We start from the raw sequence: 13,802 nt of genomic DNA, 5'->3' as shown, positions 1-13,802 counted from the left end.
CAACTTAAAAGGTATCCTCATTGAAAACGAGGATACCTTTCACTATTCTTCATACTCTTCTTTTTCTTCCAGCTTTTTGTATTCCTTAACTAACTCAGCACCAGCTTCTTTTTCTTCCAGTTCGATGCCCAGTATCGCATCATTCGAAATTTCATCTGTATTTGCAAAAAACTCGATATGCTGATGTAGATTTTCAAAACGCATCGGCGCATCCCCGCCGTATTCGCCATCTAAATTGATCATCATCCGCTGGTTGCCATCTAATCTTGAGGCCTCTAAAAAGTTAGTCTTGACATACAACACTTTCGGATCATTGACGTGCTTGCCGCCATTTAACACTAAAGTGATCAAACGAACGATCTCAAACAAATTGGCGGTTTTTACCACAATCAATGAAAATTTCCCATCGTCCAGCATGGCATCCGGTGCGATTGTTTCAAAGCCGCCAATCGAATTAGTTAGACCTAAGAAAAACATGGAGGCATTGCCTTCATATTCTCCTCCTTCGTATTTCAAGCGCATTTTGATTGGTTTAATCCGGGGGAGCATCTCTGCTCCCTTGGCTAAGTAGGCCAAATATCCAAAAATACTCTTCAATTCCGATGGTACCTCATAAGTCAATTCAGTCAGATAGCCGCCTGCTGCAATATTGATAAAGTAATTTTCGTGTGCCTTTCCAATATCCATCTTGACAGTCTGCTGCTTTAAAAGAACCTCAGCTGCTGCTTTCACATTGTTTCTGGGAATTTTAAGCGCTCGAGCATAGTCATTGGTTGTTCCAGCAGGGATAATCGCCATTTTGGGTCTTGTTGGTAATGGCGCAATCCCATTAACGACCTCGTTGATCGTTCCATCTCCGCCTGCTGCGATAACTAAGTCAAACCCTGCTTCGGCTGCCCGGTATGCCTCTTTTTTTGCAGAGTCTGGTTCTGGAGTAGTGGCAAAGGCACTGGTTTCATATCCTGCTTTTTCAACGGTATCCAAGATATCTGCTAAATTATTACGCATGATTTCTTTACCAGATACCGGGTTGTAGATTAAACGTGCTTTCTTCACAGTAGAGCTCCTTCTAGCGTTTCGCTAATTCCTCTTGCAGCAGTTTGTTCACCACACCAGGATTGGCTTTTCCTTTTGTTGCTTTCATGATTTGACCCACTAAGAAACCGACCGCACGGTCTTTTCCGTTTTTAAAATCATCTACAGATTGCTGATTGTTATCTAAAACATCATTGATGATCGGAAGCAGTTGTGCTGGATCAGACAATTGAACTAAGCCTTTTGCTTCGACGACCTTCTTCGCATCTCCACCATGTTCGATCAATTCACGGAAGACCTTTTTTGCAATTTTAGAGCTGATCGTTCCATCGTGAATCAACTTGATCATTCCTGCAAGATTTTCTGGTGTCAATTTTGTCTCAGACAGTTCAAGTTTCTCGCTGTTTAAGTAGGCAGAAACTTCGCCCATCAACCAGTTGGAAGCTTGCTTTGGATCCGCTCCTTGTTGTAGGGTCTCTTCAAAGAAGTCCGACATTCCTAAACTCATCGTCAGCACCGTCGAATCATATTCAGGAAGCCCCAGCTCCTGAACATACCGCTCTCTTCTAGAAGCTGGAAGTTCAGGCAATTCAGCACGCATGCGTTCGATCCATTCATCGTCGATAACAAAGCGAGGGATGTCTGGTTCTGGGAAATAGCGGTAATCGCTTGAGCCTTCCTTGACGCGCATCAATGTTGTTTTATTCGTAGATTCATCGTAACGACGCGTTTCCTGCTGGATCGTTCCGCCAGATAACAATACCTTTGTTTGGCGTTGTACTTCATACACCAGACCTTTACGAACAAAGCTCATAGAGTTTAAGTTTTTCAATTCTGTCTTAGTGCCAAATTCTTCCTGACCATATGGGCGCAAAGAAATATTGGCATCACAGCGCATAGAGCCTTCTTCCATTTTCACATCGCTGACACTGGTAAATTGAATGATCGAACGCAAAGCTTCTAAATAGGCATACGCTTCATCTGGTGAACGCATATCTGCTTCAGAAACGATCTCGATCAAAGGTGTTCCCTGACGATTTAAGTCCACATAAGAATATCCGCCGATTCCGTGCATGTTTTTTCCAGCGTCCTCTTCTAAGTGAACGCGTTCAATGCGAATCGTTTTTTTCTTTCCGTTTACATCGATCTCGATCCATCCATCATGACCGATTGGTTCATCAAATTGAGAGATTTGATAAGCTTTCGGATTGTCAGGATAGAAATAGTTTTTTCGGTCAAAATGCATGTTTTTTGAGACTTGACAGTTTAAAGCCAACGCTGCTTTCATGCCAAACTCGATGGCTGATTTGTTCATAACAGGTAGCACGCCAGGATATCCCCAGTCAATAATGTTTGTATTCGTGTTTGGCTCTGCACCAAAGTGAGCTGGCGCAGGCGAAAAGATTTTAGAGTTGGTCTTAAGCTCCACATGGACTTCCAGACCGATGACTGTTTCTAAATTCATTATTTACTCCCCCCTAAAATCACTGGTTTCAACTTATGATGATCTGTGGCTTGTTCAAAAGCATACGCTGCTTTGTACATCGTTGCTTCATCAAAATGGTTTCCGATCAACTGCAGACCCACTGGTAGACCCTCAGACAATCCGGCAGGAATCGACATCCCCGGTAACCCAGCAAGATTGACTGGTATTGTCAAAATATCGCTTTGATACATTGTGATTGGGTCATTGATATTTTCTCCGATCCCATAAGCAACGGTCGGTGATGTTGGTCCGATGATCAGGTCATAATCGGCAAAAACCTTTTGGAAATCTTGCATGATCAGGGTTCGGACTTGGCCAGCCTTCTTAAAGTAAGCATCATAATAGCCGGCAGATAAAGAGAAAGTTCCCAACATAATCCGGCGCTTCACTTCTTCACCAAAGCCTTCAGAACGAGTATTTACATATACATCTTCCAAGCTTTGAACCTTTTCTGAACGGAAGCCATAACGAATGCCATCAAAGCGCTGCAGGTTAGAGCTTGCTTCAGAGGAAGCGATAATATAATAAACTTGGACTCCATATTTTGAGTGCGGCAAGCTGACTTCTTCTACACTAGCACCTAATGCCTTGAATGTGTCTACTGCTTTCAAAATGGCCGCTTTCACACCAGCATCAACACCTTCACCTAAATATTCCTTTGGCAAGGCGATTTTCATTCCTTTGATGTCTCCATTCAGTCCTGCGGCGAAATCTGGAACTTCTACTCCAGCAGAGGTCCCATCTTTTTCGTCATATCCACTGACTGCACTTAAAGCCAACGCATTGTCTTTGACTGTCCGAGTGAATGGACCGATTTGATCAAGCGAGGAAGCAAAGGCAATCAATCCAAAGCGAGAAATACGTCCATAAGTAGGTTTCATTCCGACAACCCCATTAAATGCGGCTGGTTGGCGAATACTGCCGCCCGTATCACTACCTAACGAAACAGGGACTTGTCCAGCCGCTACTGCTGCTGCTGAACCACCTGAAGACCCGCCCGGAACTTTCGTCTGATCCCAAGCATTTTTGGTTTTCTTATAATAAGAAGTTTCGGTTGAACCTCCCATAGCAAATTCATCCATGTTCAGTTTGCCTACAGTAATCATGTCAGAGCTGTAAACTTTTTCCATGACAGAAGCGTCATAGATCGGATAAAAGTTTGATAGGATTTTTGATGCCGCTGTCGTCAACAGGCCTTTGGTGACGATATTGTCTTTTATACCGATTGGAATTCCTGCTAGCGGATTTGACGTAGTGATGCCCTTTTCATCGATAGCTTTCGCTGCAGCTAGCGCATTTTCCTTATTTAAAGTAATAAAAGCTTCCACTTGTGATTCGGTCTCTTCGATTCGTCTAAAGGTTTCATTGGTCAAATCAGATGCCGTGATTTCTTTAGAAACAAGTAGATTGTGTAATTCTTCAATCGTTTTGTCGAAAAGTCTTTCCATTACGCACCCGCCTCTCCATTGTCAATAATTGCAGGAACTTTAATGAAGCCATCTTCACTCTCAGGAACATTCTTCATCAGTTCTTCGCGCGGCCAACCTTCAGCAGCCACGTCTTCACGCATCACATTGACAGTTTCGATCACGTTGGAAGTGAAGGGAACTCCTTCTGTGTCCACTTCGCTCAATTGTTCGACCATATCAATAATTTTCCCAAGTTGATCGGTAAAACCGCTCAATTCGTTTTCAGAGAAAGAAAGTTTTGCAAGTTTTGCGACATGCTTTACTTGTTCTTCACTGATTGCCATATTATCCCTACTTTCTATCGACAATTCTGTCAATTTTCCATCATTTTATCATATCTCTTTTCGAAATCACGTATTTTCCAGAAATTTTCCAATGAAATTACGGCATTTTCGTGCAAAACACTAGAGAGACATATGCTTGTCTATGATACTCGTTTTTCGCTGAACTCGTCAACTATTGTTTTGATTTTAAGACCCCTCAGCATTGCTGTCTTCAATGGCTTGTATCATTTGTGTCTCATCCCATATCTCGATCCCAAGTCCTTGCGCCTTGGTCAACTTACTCCCTGCATCTTCTCCAGCCACTACGATATCTGTTTTTTTAGAGACGCTGCCAGTAACTTTTCCGCCCAAGTTCTCGATTTTTTCCTTGGCATCTTCCCTGGTGTATTGCCGTAGTTTCCCTGTTAACACTACGGTTTTTTCCTTGAACGGGGATTCTACTTCATCCAATTGATTGGTTCGAAGGCCTTTGTAGATAAGATTGACACCGCGTTCAGCCAGCTCCCGCATCAATTCATGAACCTCTTCGTTCTCAAAGTAAGTCACTACACTGTCAGCAATCGTTTCTCCCATGGTGTTCAGTGCAACAATCTCATCTTTGGTTGCCTGACTTAGTCCTTCAAGGCTGCCAAAATGTTCTGCAAGAATCTTGGCAGCTTTTGAACCGACGTGTCGAATACCCAATCCGAAAATCAAGCGTTCCACAGAATTATCTCGGCTGGCCGCAATTGCTTGCAAAATGTTTTCAGCAGATTTATCTTTGATCTTTTCTAGGGTCAATAATTGTTCCTTCTCAAGTGCATAAAGATCTGCAACATCACCGACCAAGTGTTTATCATACATTTGTGCTAATACACGTGGTCCCAATCCGTCGATGTTCATCGCATTTCGAGAAACAAAATGATTTAGGCCTTCCTTGATTTGGGCTGGACATTTGGGATTGATACATCGTAAAGCCACCTCTTCATCCAAATGAACCAATTCACTACCGCAAATGGGACAATGCGTAGGTGCTTGATAGGGCTCACTGTCATTTGGACGTTTTTCTAGAATCACTTGCGCCACTTCTGGAATAATATCCCCGGCTTTATAGATCAATACCGAATCTTTGAGTCGAATGTCTTTCTTCTCGATATAATCATTATTGTGAAGACTAGCCCGACTTACTGTCGTTCCAGCTACGCGAACGGGGGTCATGATAGCTGTCGGAGTGATCACTCCTGTACGTCCAACCGTCCATTCGATGTCCTCGATCACGGTCTCTGCTTCTTCTGGTGGAAACTTATAGGCAGCTGCCCACCTAGGTGCTTTGACAGTGAAGCCTAACTGATCTTGAAGAGAAAAATCGTTGACCTTGACCACGATACCATCGATTTCATAAGGCAATTGACTTCTTTTTTCATGAAAAGACTCGATATATTCCCATACCTCGTCAATAGTATTGCACAATTTCCACTCCTGATTGGTACGAAAACCTAAACGAGACAACTCATCCAGTGTTTGATCTTGAGTAGTAGCTTCTAAAGGACCAAAGTCAGCCAGCGTATATAAGAAGGTACTCAAATTTCTGTGCGCGGTGATTTTTGAATCCAACTGCCGCAAACTGCCAGCTGCTGCATTACGAGGGTTGGCAAACACCTCTTTTCCATTCTCTTCTCTTTGTTCATTCAATTTGACAAAAGAAGATTTCGGCATATAACATTCGCCTCGAACTTCGATCGACAACGGTTCACTTAGACGTAATGGAATCGACTTTACCGTCTTTAAATTCTCTGTAATGTTTTCGCCAACACTTCCATCACCACGAGTTGCTCCTTGAACAAAGAGACCCTCTTGATATTTCAATGAAATAGATAATCCATCGATTTTCAACTCACAGCAATAGGAGACTGCTTTACCTACTGCTTTTTTTACTCGCTCATCAAAAGCAAACAATTCTTCCTTGTTAAAGACATCATTTAGACTATAAAGCGGTGTATCGTGCACCACTTTTTCAAAGCCTTCCAATACTTTTCCGCCTACACGCTGAGTCGGGGAATCAGAAGTGATCAAATCAGGAAATTCAGTTTCCAACTCTACTAACTTCTGGTATTTTTTATCGTATACATAATCTTCTACAGAAGGCTGATCATTTACATAATACTCCACTGCATATTGATTCAATTCAACACGTAAGGCTTCCGCCATTTGCTGTGCATCTTGAAAAGAAAGCTGCTCCATCTGGTGAACCCCCTTCTAAATTTTTTCGATCGGCGCGAAAGCGGCTAAAAGTCTTTTTACCCCTTGCTGCGGAAATGCAATATCCAATTCAATATCATTCGCACTGCCAGAGACTTTAACGACTGTCCCTGTGCCCCATTTTTTATGCTTGACCTTGTCTCCAGTAGTCCAATCTTCCTTTTCTCCTCCGGAAGCCGTTTTTCCGGTAAAGGGCTCGCGCATGGCATGCTGGTAACGTGCCTGTTTAACTGGTCTTGTTGTAAAAAGATCGGATACAGATTTTTGCGGCTGAATCCCTTCTGTTTTTAAAAGAGATTCATCAATTTCCGCAACGAAACGTGACGGCTGATTGTATTGAGTCCGGCCATAAAGGGTTCGTGAAAAAGCGTTTGTTAGATACAACGATTCTTCTGCACGAGTGATTCCGACATAAGCCAATCGTCGTTCTTCTTCTAATTCCTTTTCTTCCATCAAAGATCGAGAGAGCGGAAACAGGTTTTCTTCCATGCCAATCAAAAAGACGATCGGAAACTCTAGCCCTTTTGCTGCGTGCAATGTCATTAAAGTGACTTGTGCGCTGTTTTCCTGATAATCATCTAAGTCAGATACTAAGGCTAGATCATTTAGAAAAACTGCCAGTTTTTCTTCTGGCGAGTCCTCCTCTTGCTCCGCATAGCGTTTGTCAAATTCTTGAGTAACTGTCCGAAATTCTTCCAAGTTTTCAAGTCGCGACTCTGCTTCTAGGTTCCGCTGATTTTTTAAATCTGCCGAGTAACCGCTGCGTTCCAAAATTTGATCGACCAATTCCGTGACTGGCAAATAGATCATCATTTCCTGAAATTGAGCGATCATAGTGCCAAATTCGGCGATCATACGGCCAGCCTTGCCAGAGATATTGGCTAAGTCTACATTTTGAGCCGCCTCAACCATTGACCAGTCATGCATGGCAGCAAAAGCTCGCAATTTTTCAACTGAAGCAGCACCTATGCCGCGTTTTGGTGTATTAATGACCCGCTCAAAGCTGACACCGTCTCGAGGATTGTTGATAATATTCAAGTAAGCAATGATATCTTTGATTTCTTTTCGATCATAAAACTTGTGTCCGCCGACCATCGTGTACGGAATATTTGATTTGACTAAGGTGTCTTCGATCGTACGTGACTGTGCGTTTGTTCGGTAAAGCACAGCAAAATCGTTGTAGCTTCGTTGATTGGTTTGGACTTCTTCTTTGATTCGACTGATCACAAACTGTGCTTCATCACGTTCACTATCTGCACGATAGTAAGTGATACTGTCGCCATCTTGATTGTCAGTCCATAAATCCTTTTTGCGACGATTGCTATTGTTTTGAATCACTTGGTTCGCCGCTTCAAGAATTTTTTTAGTAGAACGGTAATTCTGCTCTAAAAGAATCACGGAAGCATTGGGGTAATCTTTTTCAAAATCCAAAATATTTTGCATATCTGCCCCACGCCAGCCATAGATACTTTGGTCTGCGTCACCGACGACACATAAATTACGAAAACGAGCTGCAAGCATGTTCACCAATGTATATTGTGCATGGTTAGTATCTTGGTATTCGTCTACGTGCAAATATCGGAACTTATGTTGATAGTAGGTTAATACATCTGGTTCTTCTTCAAAAAGACGGATCGTATTCATAATCAAATCATCAAAATCCATACTTTGATTATTCCGCAATGCTCGCTGATAATTTTCGTAGCATTTACCCACGATTTCTTCAAAAAAGGAGCCCTGTATTTGGCTGTATTTTTCAGGAGTTTGAAGTTCGTTTTTCGCGTTGCTGATCGCTCCTAAGATTGAGCGGGGATCGTATTTTTTAGGGTCGATGTTTAGTTCTTTTAACACCCGTTTCATCAATGTTAGCTGATCCGACCCGTCTAAAATTGTGAAATTGCGGTCGTAGCCGATTTTATCGACATCTCGACGCAGCATTCGGACGCACATCGAGTGGAAAGTCGAAACCCAGACATCTTCGCCGCCTTGTCCCAGAATACGATTGACCCTTTCTTTCATCTCTCGCGCAGCTTTATTTGTAAAGGTGATCGCCAAAATATTCCACGGATTCACCTCTTTTTCTTCTATTAAATATGCAATCCGATGCGTCAACACTCTCGTCTTTCCGCTGCCTGCACCGGCCATAATCAAAAGAGGCCCTTCTGTATGTAAGACTGCTTCTTTTTGCCTAGGATTGAGCCCTGCCAACAACTCTTGTTTCTGCATGCAAAACGTCCTTTCTGTTTTCAATCCTATCTATTATAGCATTCCTCCCACTTTCGTGATACCGGCAGCCATTAAAAAAACAGTAAAATTCTCTGTACGTTTACTTGTCTTTCTGAATAAACAGCGTTACATTATTTAAGTATTTTATTGGAGGTCATTCGATGGATCACACGCATGAAATCAAACGTTTAGATCATACGAAATTATTGTTTATAGGGAAAGGAATCCTTATTGGCGGATTAGCTGGCTTTTGCATCAGTTTGTTTCGATTTCTGATTGAAAACGCGCTTCATTATACTAAGATCATCTATACATCTGCACATCCACACCCGATTATATTAATTCCGTGGATTTTTTTCATGCTTCTGATTGCTTGGAGTATCTCTTTGCTGATTCGCTCTGAGGCAGACATCAAGGGAAGCGGGATTCCACAGATCGAAGGGGAACTTCAAGGTGTCTTGCAGCAAAACTGGTCCTCTGTGTTATGGAAAAAGTTCTTAGGAGGCGTGTTATCAGTAGGAGCAGGACTCTTTCTAGGGCGTGAGGGACCTTCCATCCAGTTGGGAGCGATGATTGGAAAAGGGTTTAGTATAAAAACACAAGCCACGACTTCTGAAAAAAAGATTTTTATGTCTAGCGGTGCGGCGGCTGGTTTAGCGGCGGCATTTAACGCTCCGATCGCCGGTTTGCTGTTCGTCATCGAAGAAATCCACCATACATTTTCTCCACTTATCTGGCTGACATCGTTAGCCGCAGCACTGACTGCAAATTTTGTATCTTTAAACTTCTTTGGGTTAAAACCAGTTCTTTATCTTGGTAAGATTCCTCAACTGCCATTGCGATTGTATGGACACTTGGTCCTTCTAGGCGTTTTATTAGGCATTTGTGGGTATCTCTATCAACATAGCTTACTCGCTTTGCCGAAACTGTTTCGGTGGACTCGATTGCCTAATTATTTCTACGGGGTTATTCCTTTTTTATTGATCGTGCCGATCGGGTACTATTTTCCCAGCAGTTTGGGCGGAGGCAATCAATTGATTTTAGCCTTTACATATCAGCATTTTTCTATCCTATTTTTAATTGGTCTGTTTTTCTTGCGCTTCGTTTTTTCAATGATTTCTTACGGCGGCAATCTGCCAGGAGGAATCTTTTTACCTATTTTGACATTAGGCGCATTACTCGGAGGGCTTTACGGAACCTTGCTGCACAGTCAATTTGGAATGGACAGTCAATTCATTCGCGATTTCGTTGTATTTTCAATGGCAGCTTACTTTACAGCAATTGGAAAGGCTCCTTTAACAGCCATCATTTTGGTCTCTGAAATGGTAGGCAGTTTCATGCATTTGATGCCGCTTGCCGTGTGCTCCTTGACCGCTTACATTGTTAATGATTTTCTGGGCGGCGATCCTATTTACGAATCACTGTTAGAACGCTTGATCAAGCACCCAATAAATTCAATCGATGGGTCTAAAACGATCATTGAATACCCCGTAACAGTTGAAAGTGCTTTAGATGGAAGAATGGTGAGGGATGTTTATTGGCCCAAGGAGATGCTGCTGATCTCAATTCGTCGAGGATCCTCTGAAATATTGACACATGGCGACACAGTGATGCGTGCAGGAGATCAGTTGATTATTTTGACAGATGCACAGCATGCAAAACAAATAAAACAACATATTCGAGCAGCTTCCCAAACATATATTTGAACAAAAAAGCCTTTCACTTCATCACACCCTTACGAGTATCTAAAGAGTGGAGAAGTGAAAAGCTTTTTCTTATTGATTTATTTTTTTCGCCAGCTTTTCATTGACGTAGACAGAAACCTGCCCATCATTGACTGGAAAGACCCCTTGCCCATTCTTGTCCAGCACGACTTTAACCTCATTATTTCCCAAGACATCGACAAAAGTTTCTCCTTGATGGATAGCACTGATCGTCATTTCTTTTTCGCCGCCGCCAGCATTAGTCATAACAACAGCCATCCCAGAATGCGCTTGCTCAAAATCTCCTGTACAGGTCCAACCTACAATATTTGCATCATCAAAGTAGTCTGCCATGCTGCCAAAAACCAGCTGGTCGCGCAGTCGCATCATCGTCGTAAGAATCGGTCCCACAGGCTCCACATCCTTTGTGCCGTACAGATCGCCCCAAAAAACTACAGGTGTTCCTTGGTTACGCAGCAGAATCAAAGAGTATGCATGACCTTTGAACCAGCCTTCGATCCAAGATTCTAAACTCTGACCTTTTTGAGTGTCATGATTGTCAACAAATGTCACTGCCCAATCTGGCCGTGTTTCGATTAAAGTATCCGTAAAAATTTGACGCATATCGAAATTTCCCATCGAATTTGAAGCCTGATACAAATTAAAGTGCAGTGGAACATCGAACAGCGAAATAAGATTGCCAGAAGAATCAAGGTATTCATGCAATTTTTCTAATTCATCGCTCCAGTATTCTCCCACCACAAATAGTTCATCATACTTTTCCTCACGACGGTGCAGCAGCCAATCTACGAATAAATCAAAACGAATGTGTTTTACTGCGTCCAATCGATACCCGTCGATTTCAGTCAATTCTTGGTACCACTTTCCCCATCGATCCAATTGTTCAACTGTCTCAGGGTTCTCCATGTCTAGGTTGCACCCCATAAGATAATCGAAATTGCCGTTTTCATCATCAACTTGCGGCTCCCAACCCTTTCCAGCAAAATTAAAAATGGCATGGTCTCTGTTGCGTGCATCATAATCAACACCGGAAAAGTTTTCCCAATGCCAATGATAATCATTGTACGCTCCTTTTCTACCGGGAAATGTGAATTTTGTCCATGCGTTGATCTCTTTCTCATCGGAAATCGGTTGGGTCCGATCATCGAAACGATATGCGACAGCTTGGACGCTTTCTTTCTCATCTGCACCCATAAAATGGTCAAAAACAATGTCCGCATAAACTTTTATGCCCTGTGCCTTCAAAGCTTTGATGCAGGCTAGGTACTCATCCTTTGTTCCATACTTGGTTGCGACCGTGTTCTTTTGGTCAAATTCTCCTAAATCATATAGATCATAGGTGCCATACCCTACATCTTCTACACCTGCCGCCCCTTTGTAAGCTGGCGGCAGCCATACCGCTGTGACCCCTAATCGATTAAGTTCATGACTCTTTTCAGCAATGCGATTCCAATGCTGACTATCCGCTGGCAAATCCCATTCAAATCCTTGCACGATCATTTCATTCCTCATACATACGCCTCACTTTTTATTTTTATTTTACATTGAAATGACAAAATCGCGAAGAAAAGGCTCTGATTGCATCAGTTAAACGTTTCCGAACGTTTTTGACTGTTTTTGGTTGATTTCCAAATTGTATTGTGATAATATGTTCGGTGAGGGAGGGTTGAAAATGCTTACAGAAGAGCGCCGGAAACAAATTATTGAGTTATTAGACCAACACTCTATTGTGAAATCACAGGATCTTATCACCTTATTGGATGCCTCTGAATCAACGATACGCAGGGATTTACATGAACTGGAAAAAGCTGGCTTGTTGGAGAGGGTTCACGGAGGAGCCCAGCGTCCCCAATATCTTGAAAAAGAATTAGGGATGGTAGAGAAATCGTCCAAAAACGTTCATCAAAAACAGGCAATTGCCAAAATGGCTGCTGATTACATTGTTGAAGGAGATGTCATTTATTTAGATGCTGGTTCGACAACGCTAGAAATGATTCCTTTCTTGAAGGGGAAAATAATGACTGTGGTAACAAATTCAGTTGGTTTAGCAGCAAAGCTGGTGGAACAGGAGATTCCTACAATCGTTTTAGGTGGACGCATCAAATTATCGACAGATGCTGTGATCGGAAATCAAGCCATCGAGCAATTATCAAATTATCGTTTCAATAAAGCTTTTATGGGAATGAACGGCGCACATCTCGAACATGGGTTTACTACACCTGATACTGAAGAAGCCGCTTTAAAACGAATAGCCATGGACCATGCTCAGGAATCGTTTGTATTGATCGATTATTCAAAATTCAATCAAGTCAGTTTTTCGCGCGTTGCCCCACTGGAAGCTGCTACGATCCTGACAGATAAATGTCCGATGATCATTTATGATCGAATAAAAGAGCTGACAACACTTAAGGAGGTCACTGTATGATTTATACAGTCACACTAAACCCTTCGATCGACTACATTGTTCATGTGGATCAATTAGCCATCGGAGACATTAATCGCATGAAAAGTGATTTGAAACTACCTGGCGGAAAGGGAATCAATGTATCACGAATTCTGCAGCGCATTGGCAGCGCATCTACTGCTTTAGGCTTTCTAGGAGGTTTCACTGGTCACTTCATCGAAGACTGGCTGAAAAAAGAGACCATTTTTTCCGATTTTACATCAGTCAACGATGATACACGGATCAATATCAAATTGAAGGCTGCAGAAGAAACAGAGATCAATGGTCAGGGGCCTGTAATCTCGATAGACGAAATGAATGCCTTGAAGGAAAAACTGTCGACCATTTCAGCTGAAGACGTTGTTGTTTTGTCTGGAAGTAAGCCTGCAAGTATCCCAGACGGGTTTTATCAAGAATTAATTGAGATCATCCGTTCTAAAAATGCATCATTTGTTATTGATACAACAGGGGCCGATTTATTAAATGCCTTGCCAAAGAATCCATTATTGGTCAAACCGAACAACCATGAATTGGCTGAACTTTACAATACCAGTTTTCAAAATGTGGAAGACATCTTTCCATATGGAAAAAAATTACTGGATGATGGGGCACGATTTGCTTTAGTATCGATGGCTGGAGACGGTGCCTTATTGTTCACGAGTGATGGGATTTACCAATCTAACGTACTAAAACATCCTGTTAAGAATTCTGTGGGTGCCGGAGACTCTATGATTGCTGGTTTTGTTGGGAACTTCAGTAAATCAAATGATCCCGTTGAAGCATTTAAATGGGGCGTTGCTTGCGGGAGTGCAACCACCTTCTCTGATGACCTGGCTACCAAGGCTTTTATTGATACGCTGTTGCCCGAAGTTGAAATTACCAAGATTGATTAGGAGG

10 protein-coding genes are annotated in these 13,802 nt (G+C 42.4%); 3 read left to right on the top strand and 7 right to left on the bottom strand.

Going from position 1 to position 13,802, the window contains the following annotated elements:
* Positions 1-42: 42 nt before the first annotated feature.
* The 6 genes from NRIC_RS11920 to pcrA all read right to left on the bottom strand — a co-directional run bounded on the left by NRIC_RS11920 (position 43) and on the right by pcrA (position 8,738).
* Positions 43-1,056 (bottom strand): diacylglycerol kinase, encoded by a 1,014-nt coding sequence (locus tag NRIC_RS11920; RefSeq protein ID WP_146622929.1) that lies wholly within the window; start codon positions 1,054-1,056, stop codon positions 43-45.
* 13 nt (positions 1,057-1,069) lie between these two features.
* Complete coding sequence (gene gatB, locus NRIC_RS11915; protein ID WP_146622928.1) at positions 1,070-2,500, bottom strand: Asp-tRNA(Asn)/Glu-tRNA(Gln) amidotransferase subunit GatB; 1,431 nt, start codon at positions 2,498-2,500, stop codon at positions 1,070-1,072.
* Complete coding sequence (gene gatA / locus NRIC_RS11910) at positions 2,500-3,969, bottom strand: Asp-tRNA(Asn)/Glu-tRNA(Gln) amidotransferase subunit GatA (RefSeq protein ID WP_146622927.1); 1,470 nt, start codon at positions 3,967-3,969, stop codon at positions 2,500-2,502. Before gatA ends, gatB begins: the two co-directional genes overlap by 1 nt.
* The gene (gene gatC, locus NRIC_RS11905) at positions 3,969-4,274 is read right to left on the bottom strand and encodes an Asp-tRNA(Asn)/Glu-tRNA(Gln) amidotransferase subunit GatC (RefSeq protein ID WP_146622926.1); all 306 of its coding nucleotides are present in this window, start codon (positions 4,272-4,274) and stop codon (positions 3,969-3,971) included. Before gatC ends, gatA begins: the two co-directional genes overlap by 1 nt.
* A 186-nt stretch (positions 4,275-4,460) precedes the next feature.
* A complete protein-coding gene (ligA, locus tag NRIC_RS11900; protein ID WP_146622925.1) occupies positions 4,461-6,494 on the bottom strand; it encodes an NAD-dependent DNA ligase LigA in 2,034 nt (677 codons plus the stop codon).
* Positions 6,495-6,509: 15 nt separating this feature from the next.
* Positions 6,510-8,738 (bottom strand): DNA helicase PcrA, encoded by a 2,229-nt coding sequence (gene pcrA / locus NRIC_RS11895; protein ID WP_146622924.1) that lies wholly within the window; start codon positions 8,736-8,738, stop codon positions 6,510-6,512.
* 161 nt (positions 8,739-8,899) lie between these two features.
* On the opposite strand from pcrA, the gene NRIC_RS11890 reads away from it, so the two are divergent.
* Positions 8,900-10,444: a ClC family H(+)/Cl(-) exchange transporter gene (locus NRIC_RS11890; protein ID WP_146622923.1), complete on the top strand. Its 1,545-nt coding sequence runs from the start codon at positions 8,900-8,902 to the stop codon at positions 10,442-10,444.
* Between the two features lie 69 nt (positions 10,445-10,513).
* On the opposite strand, the gene NRIC_RS11885 is transcribed toward NRIC_RS11890, so the two are convergent.
* Positions 10,514-11,974, bottom strand: coding sequence for an alpha-amylase (locus NRIC_RS11885; RefSeq protein ID WP_146622922.1), 1,461 nt, complete (start codon positions 11,972-11,974; stop codon positions 10,514-10,516).
* 160 nt (positions 11,975-12,134) lie between these two features.
* Here NRIC_RS11885 and NRIC_RS11880 point away from each other — a divergent pair, with 160 nt between their 5' ends.
* Both NRIC_RS11880 and pfkB read left to right on the top strand, forming a co-directional pair.
* Positions 12,135-12,887 carry a DeoR/GlpR family DNA-binding transcription regulator gene (locus NRIC_RS11880; protein ID WP_146622921.1) on the top strand — a complete coding sequence of 251 codons (753 nt, stop codon included), beginning with the start codon at positions 12,135-12,137 and terminating at the stop codon, positions 12,885-12,887.
* The gene (pfkB, locus tag NRIC_RS11875; protein ID WP_146622920.1) at positions 12,884-13,798 is read left to right on the top strand and encodes a 1-phosphofructokinase; all 915 of its coding nucleotides are present in this window, start codon (positions 12,884-12,886) and stop codon (positions 13,796-13,798) included. The genes NRIC_RS11880 and pfkB overlap by 4 nt, the downstream gene beginning before the upstream one ends.
* Positions 13,799-13,802 lie beyond the last annotated feature (4 nt).

The sequence above is a fragment of the Enterococcus florum genome (assembly GCF_004309355.1).
GTDB classification, from domain to species: domain Bacteria; phylum Bacillota; class Bacilli; order Lactobacillales; family Enterococcaceae; genus Enterococcus_A; species Enterococcus_A florum.
The sequence above is the reverse complement of the archived record's forward strand: the minus strand, read 5'-3'. Positions and strand labels throughout refer to the sequence as shown.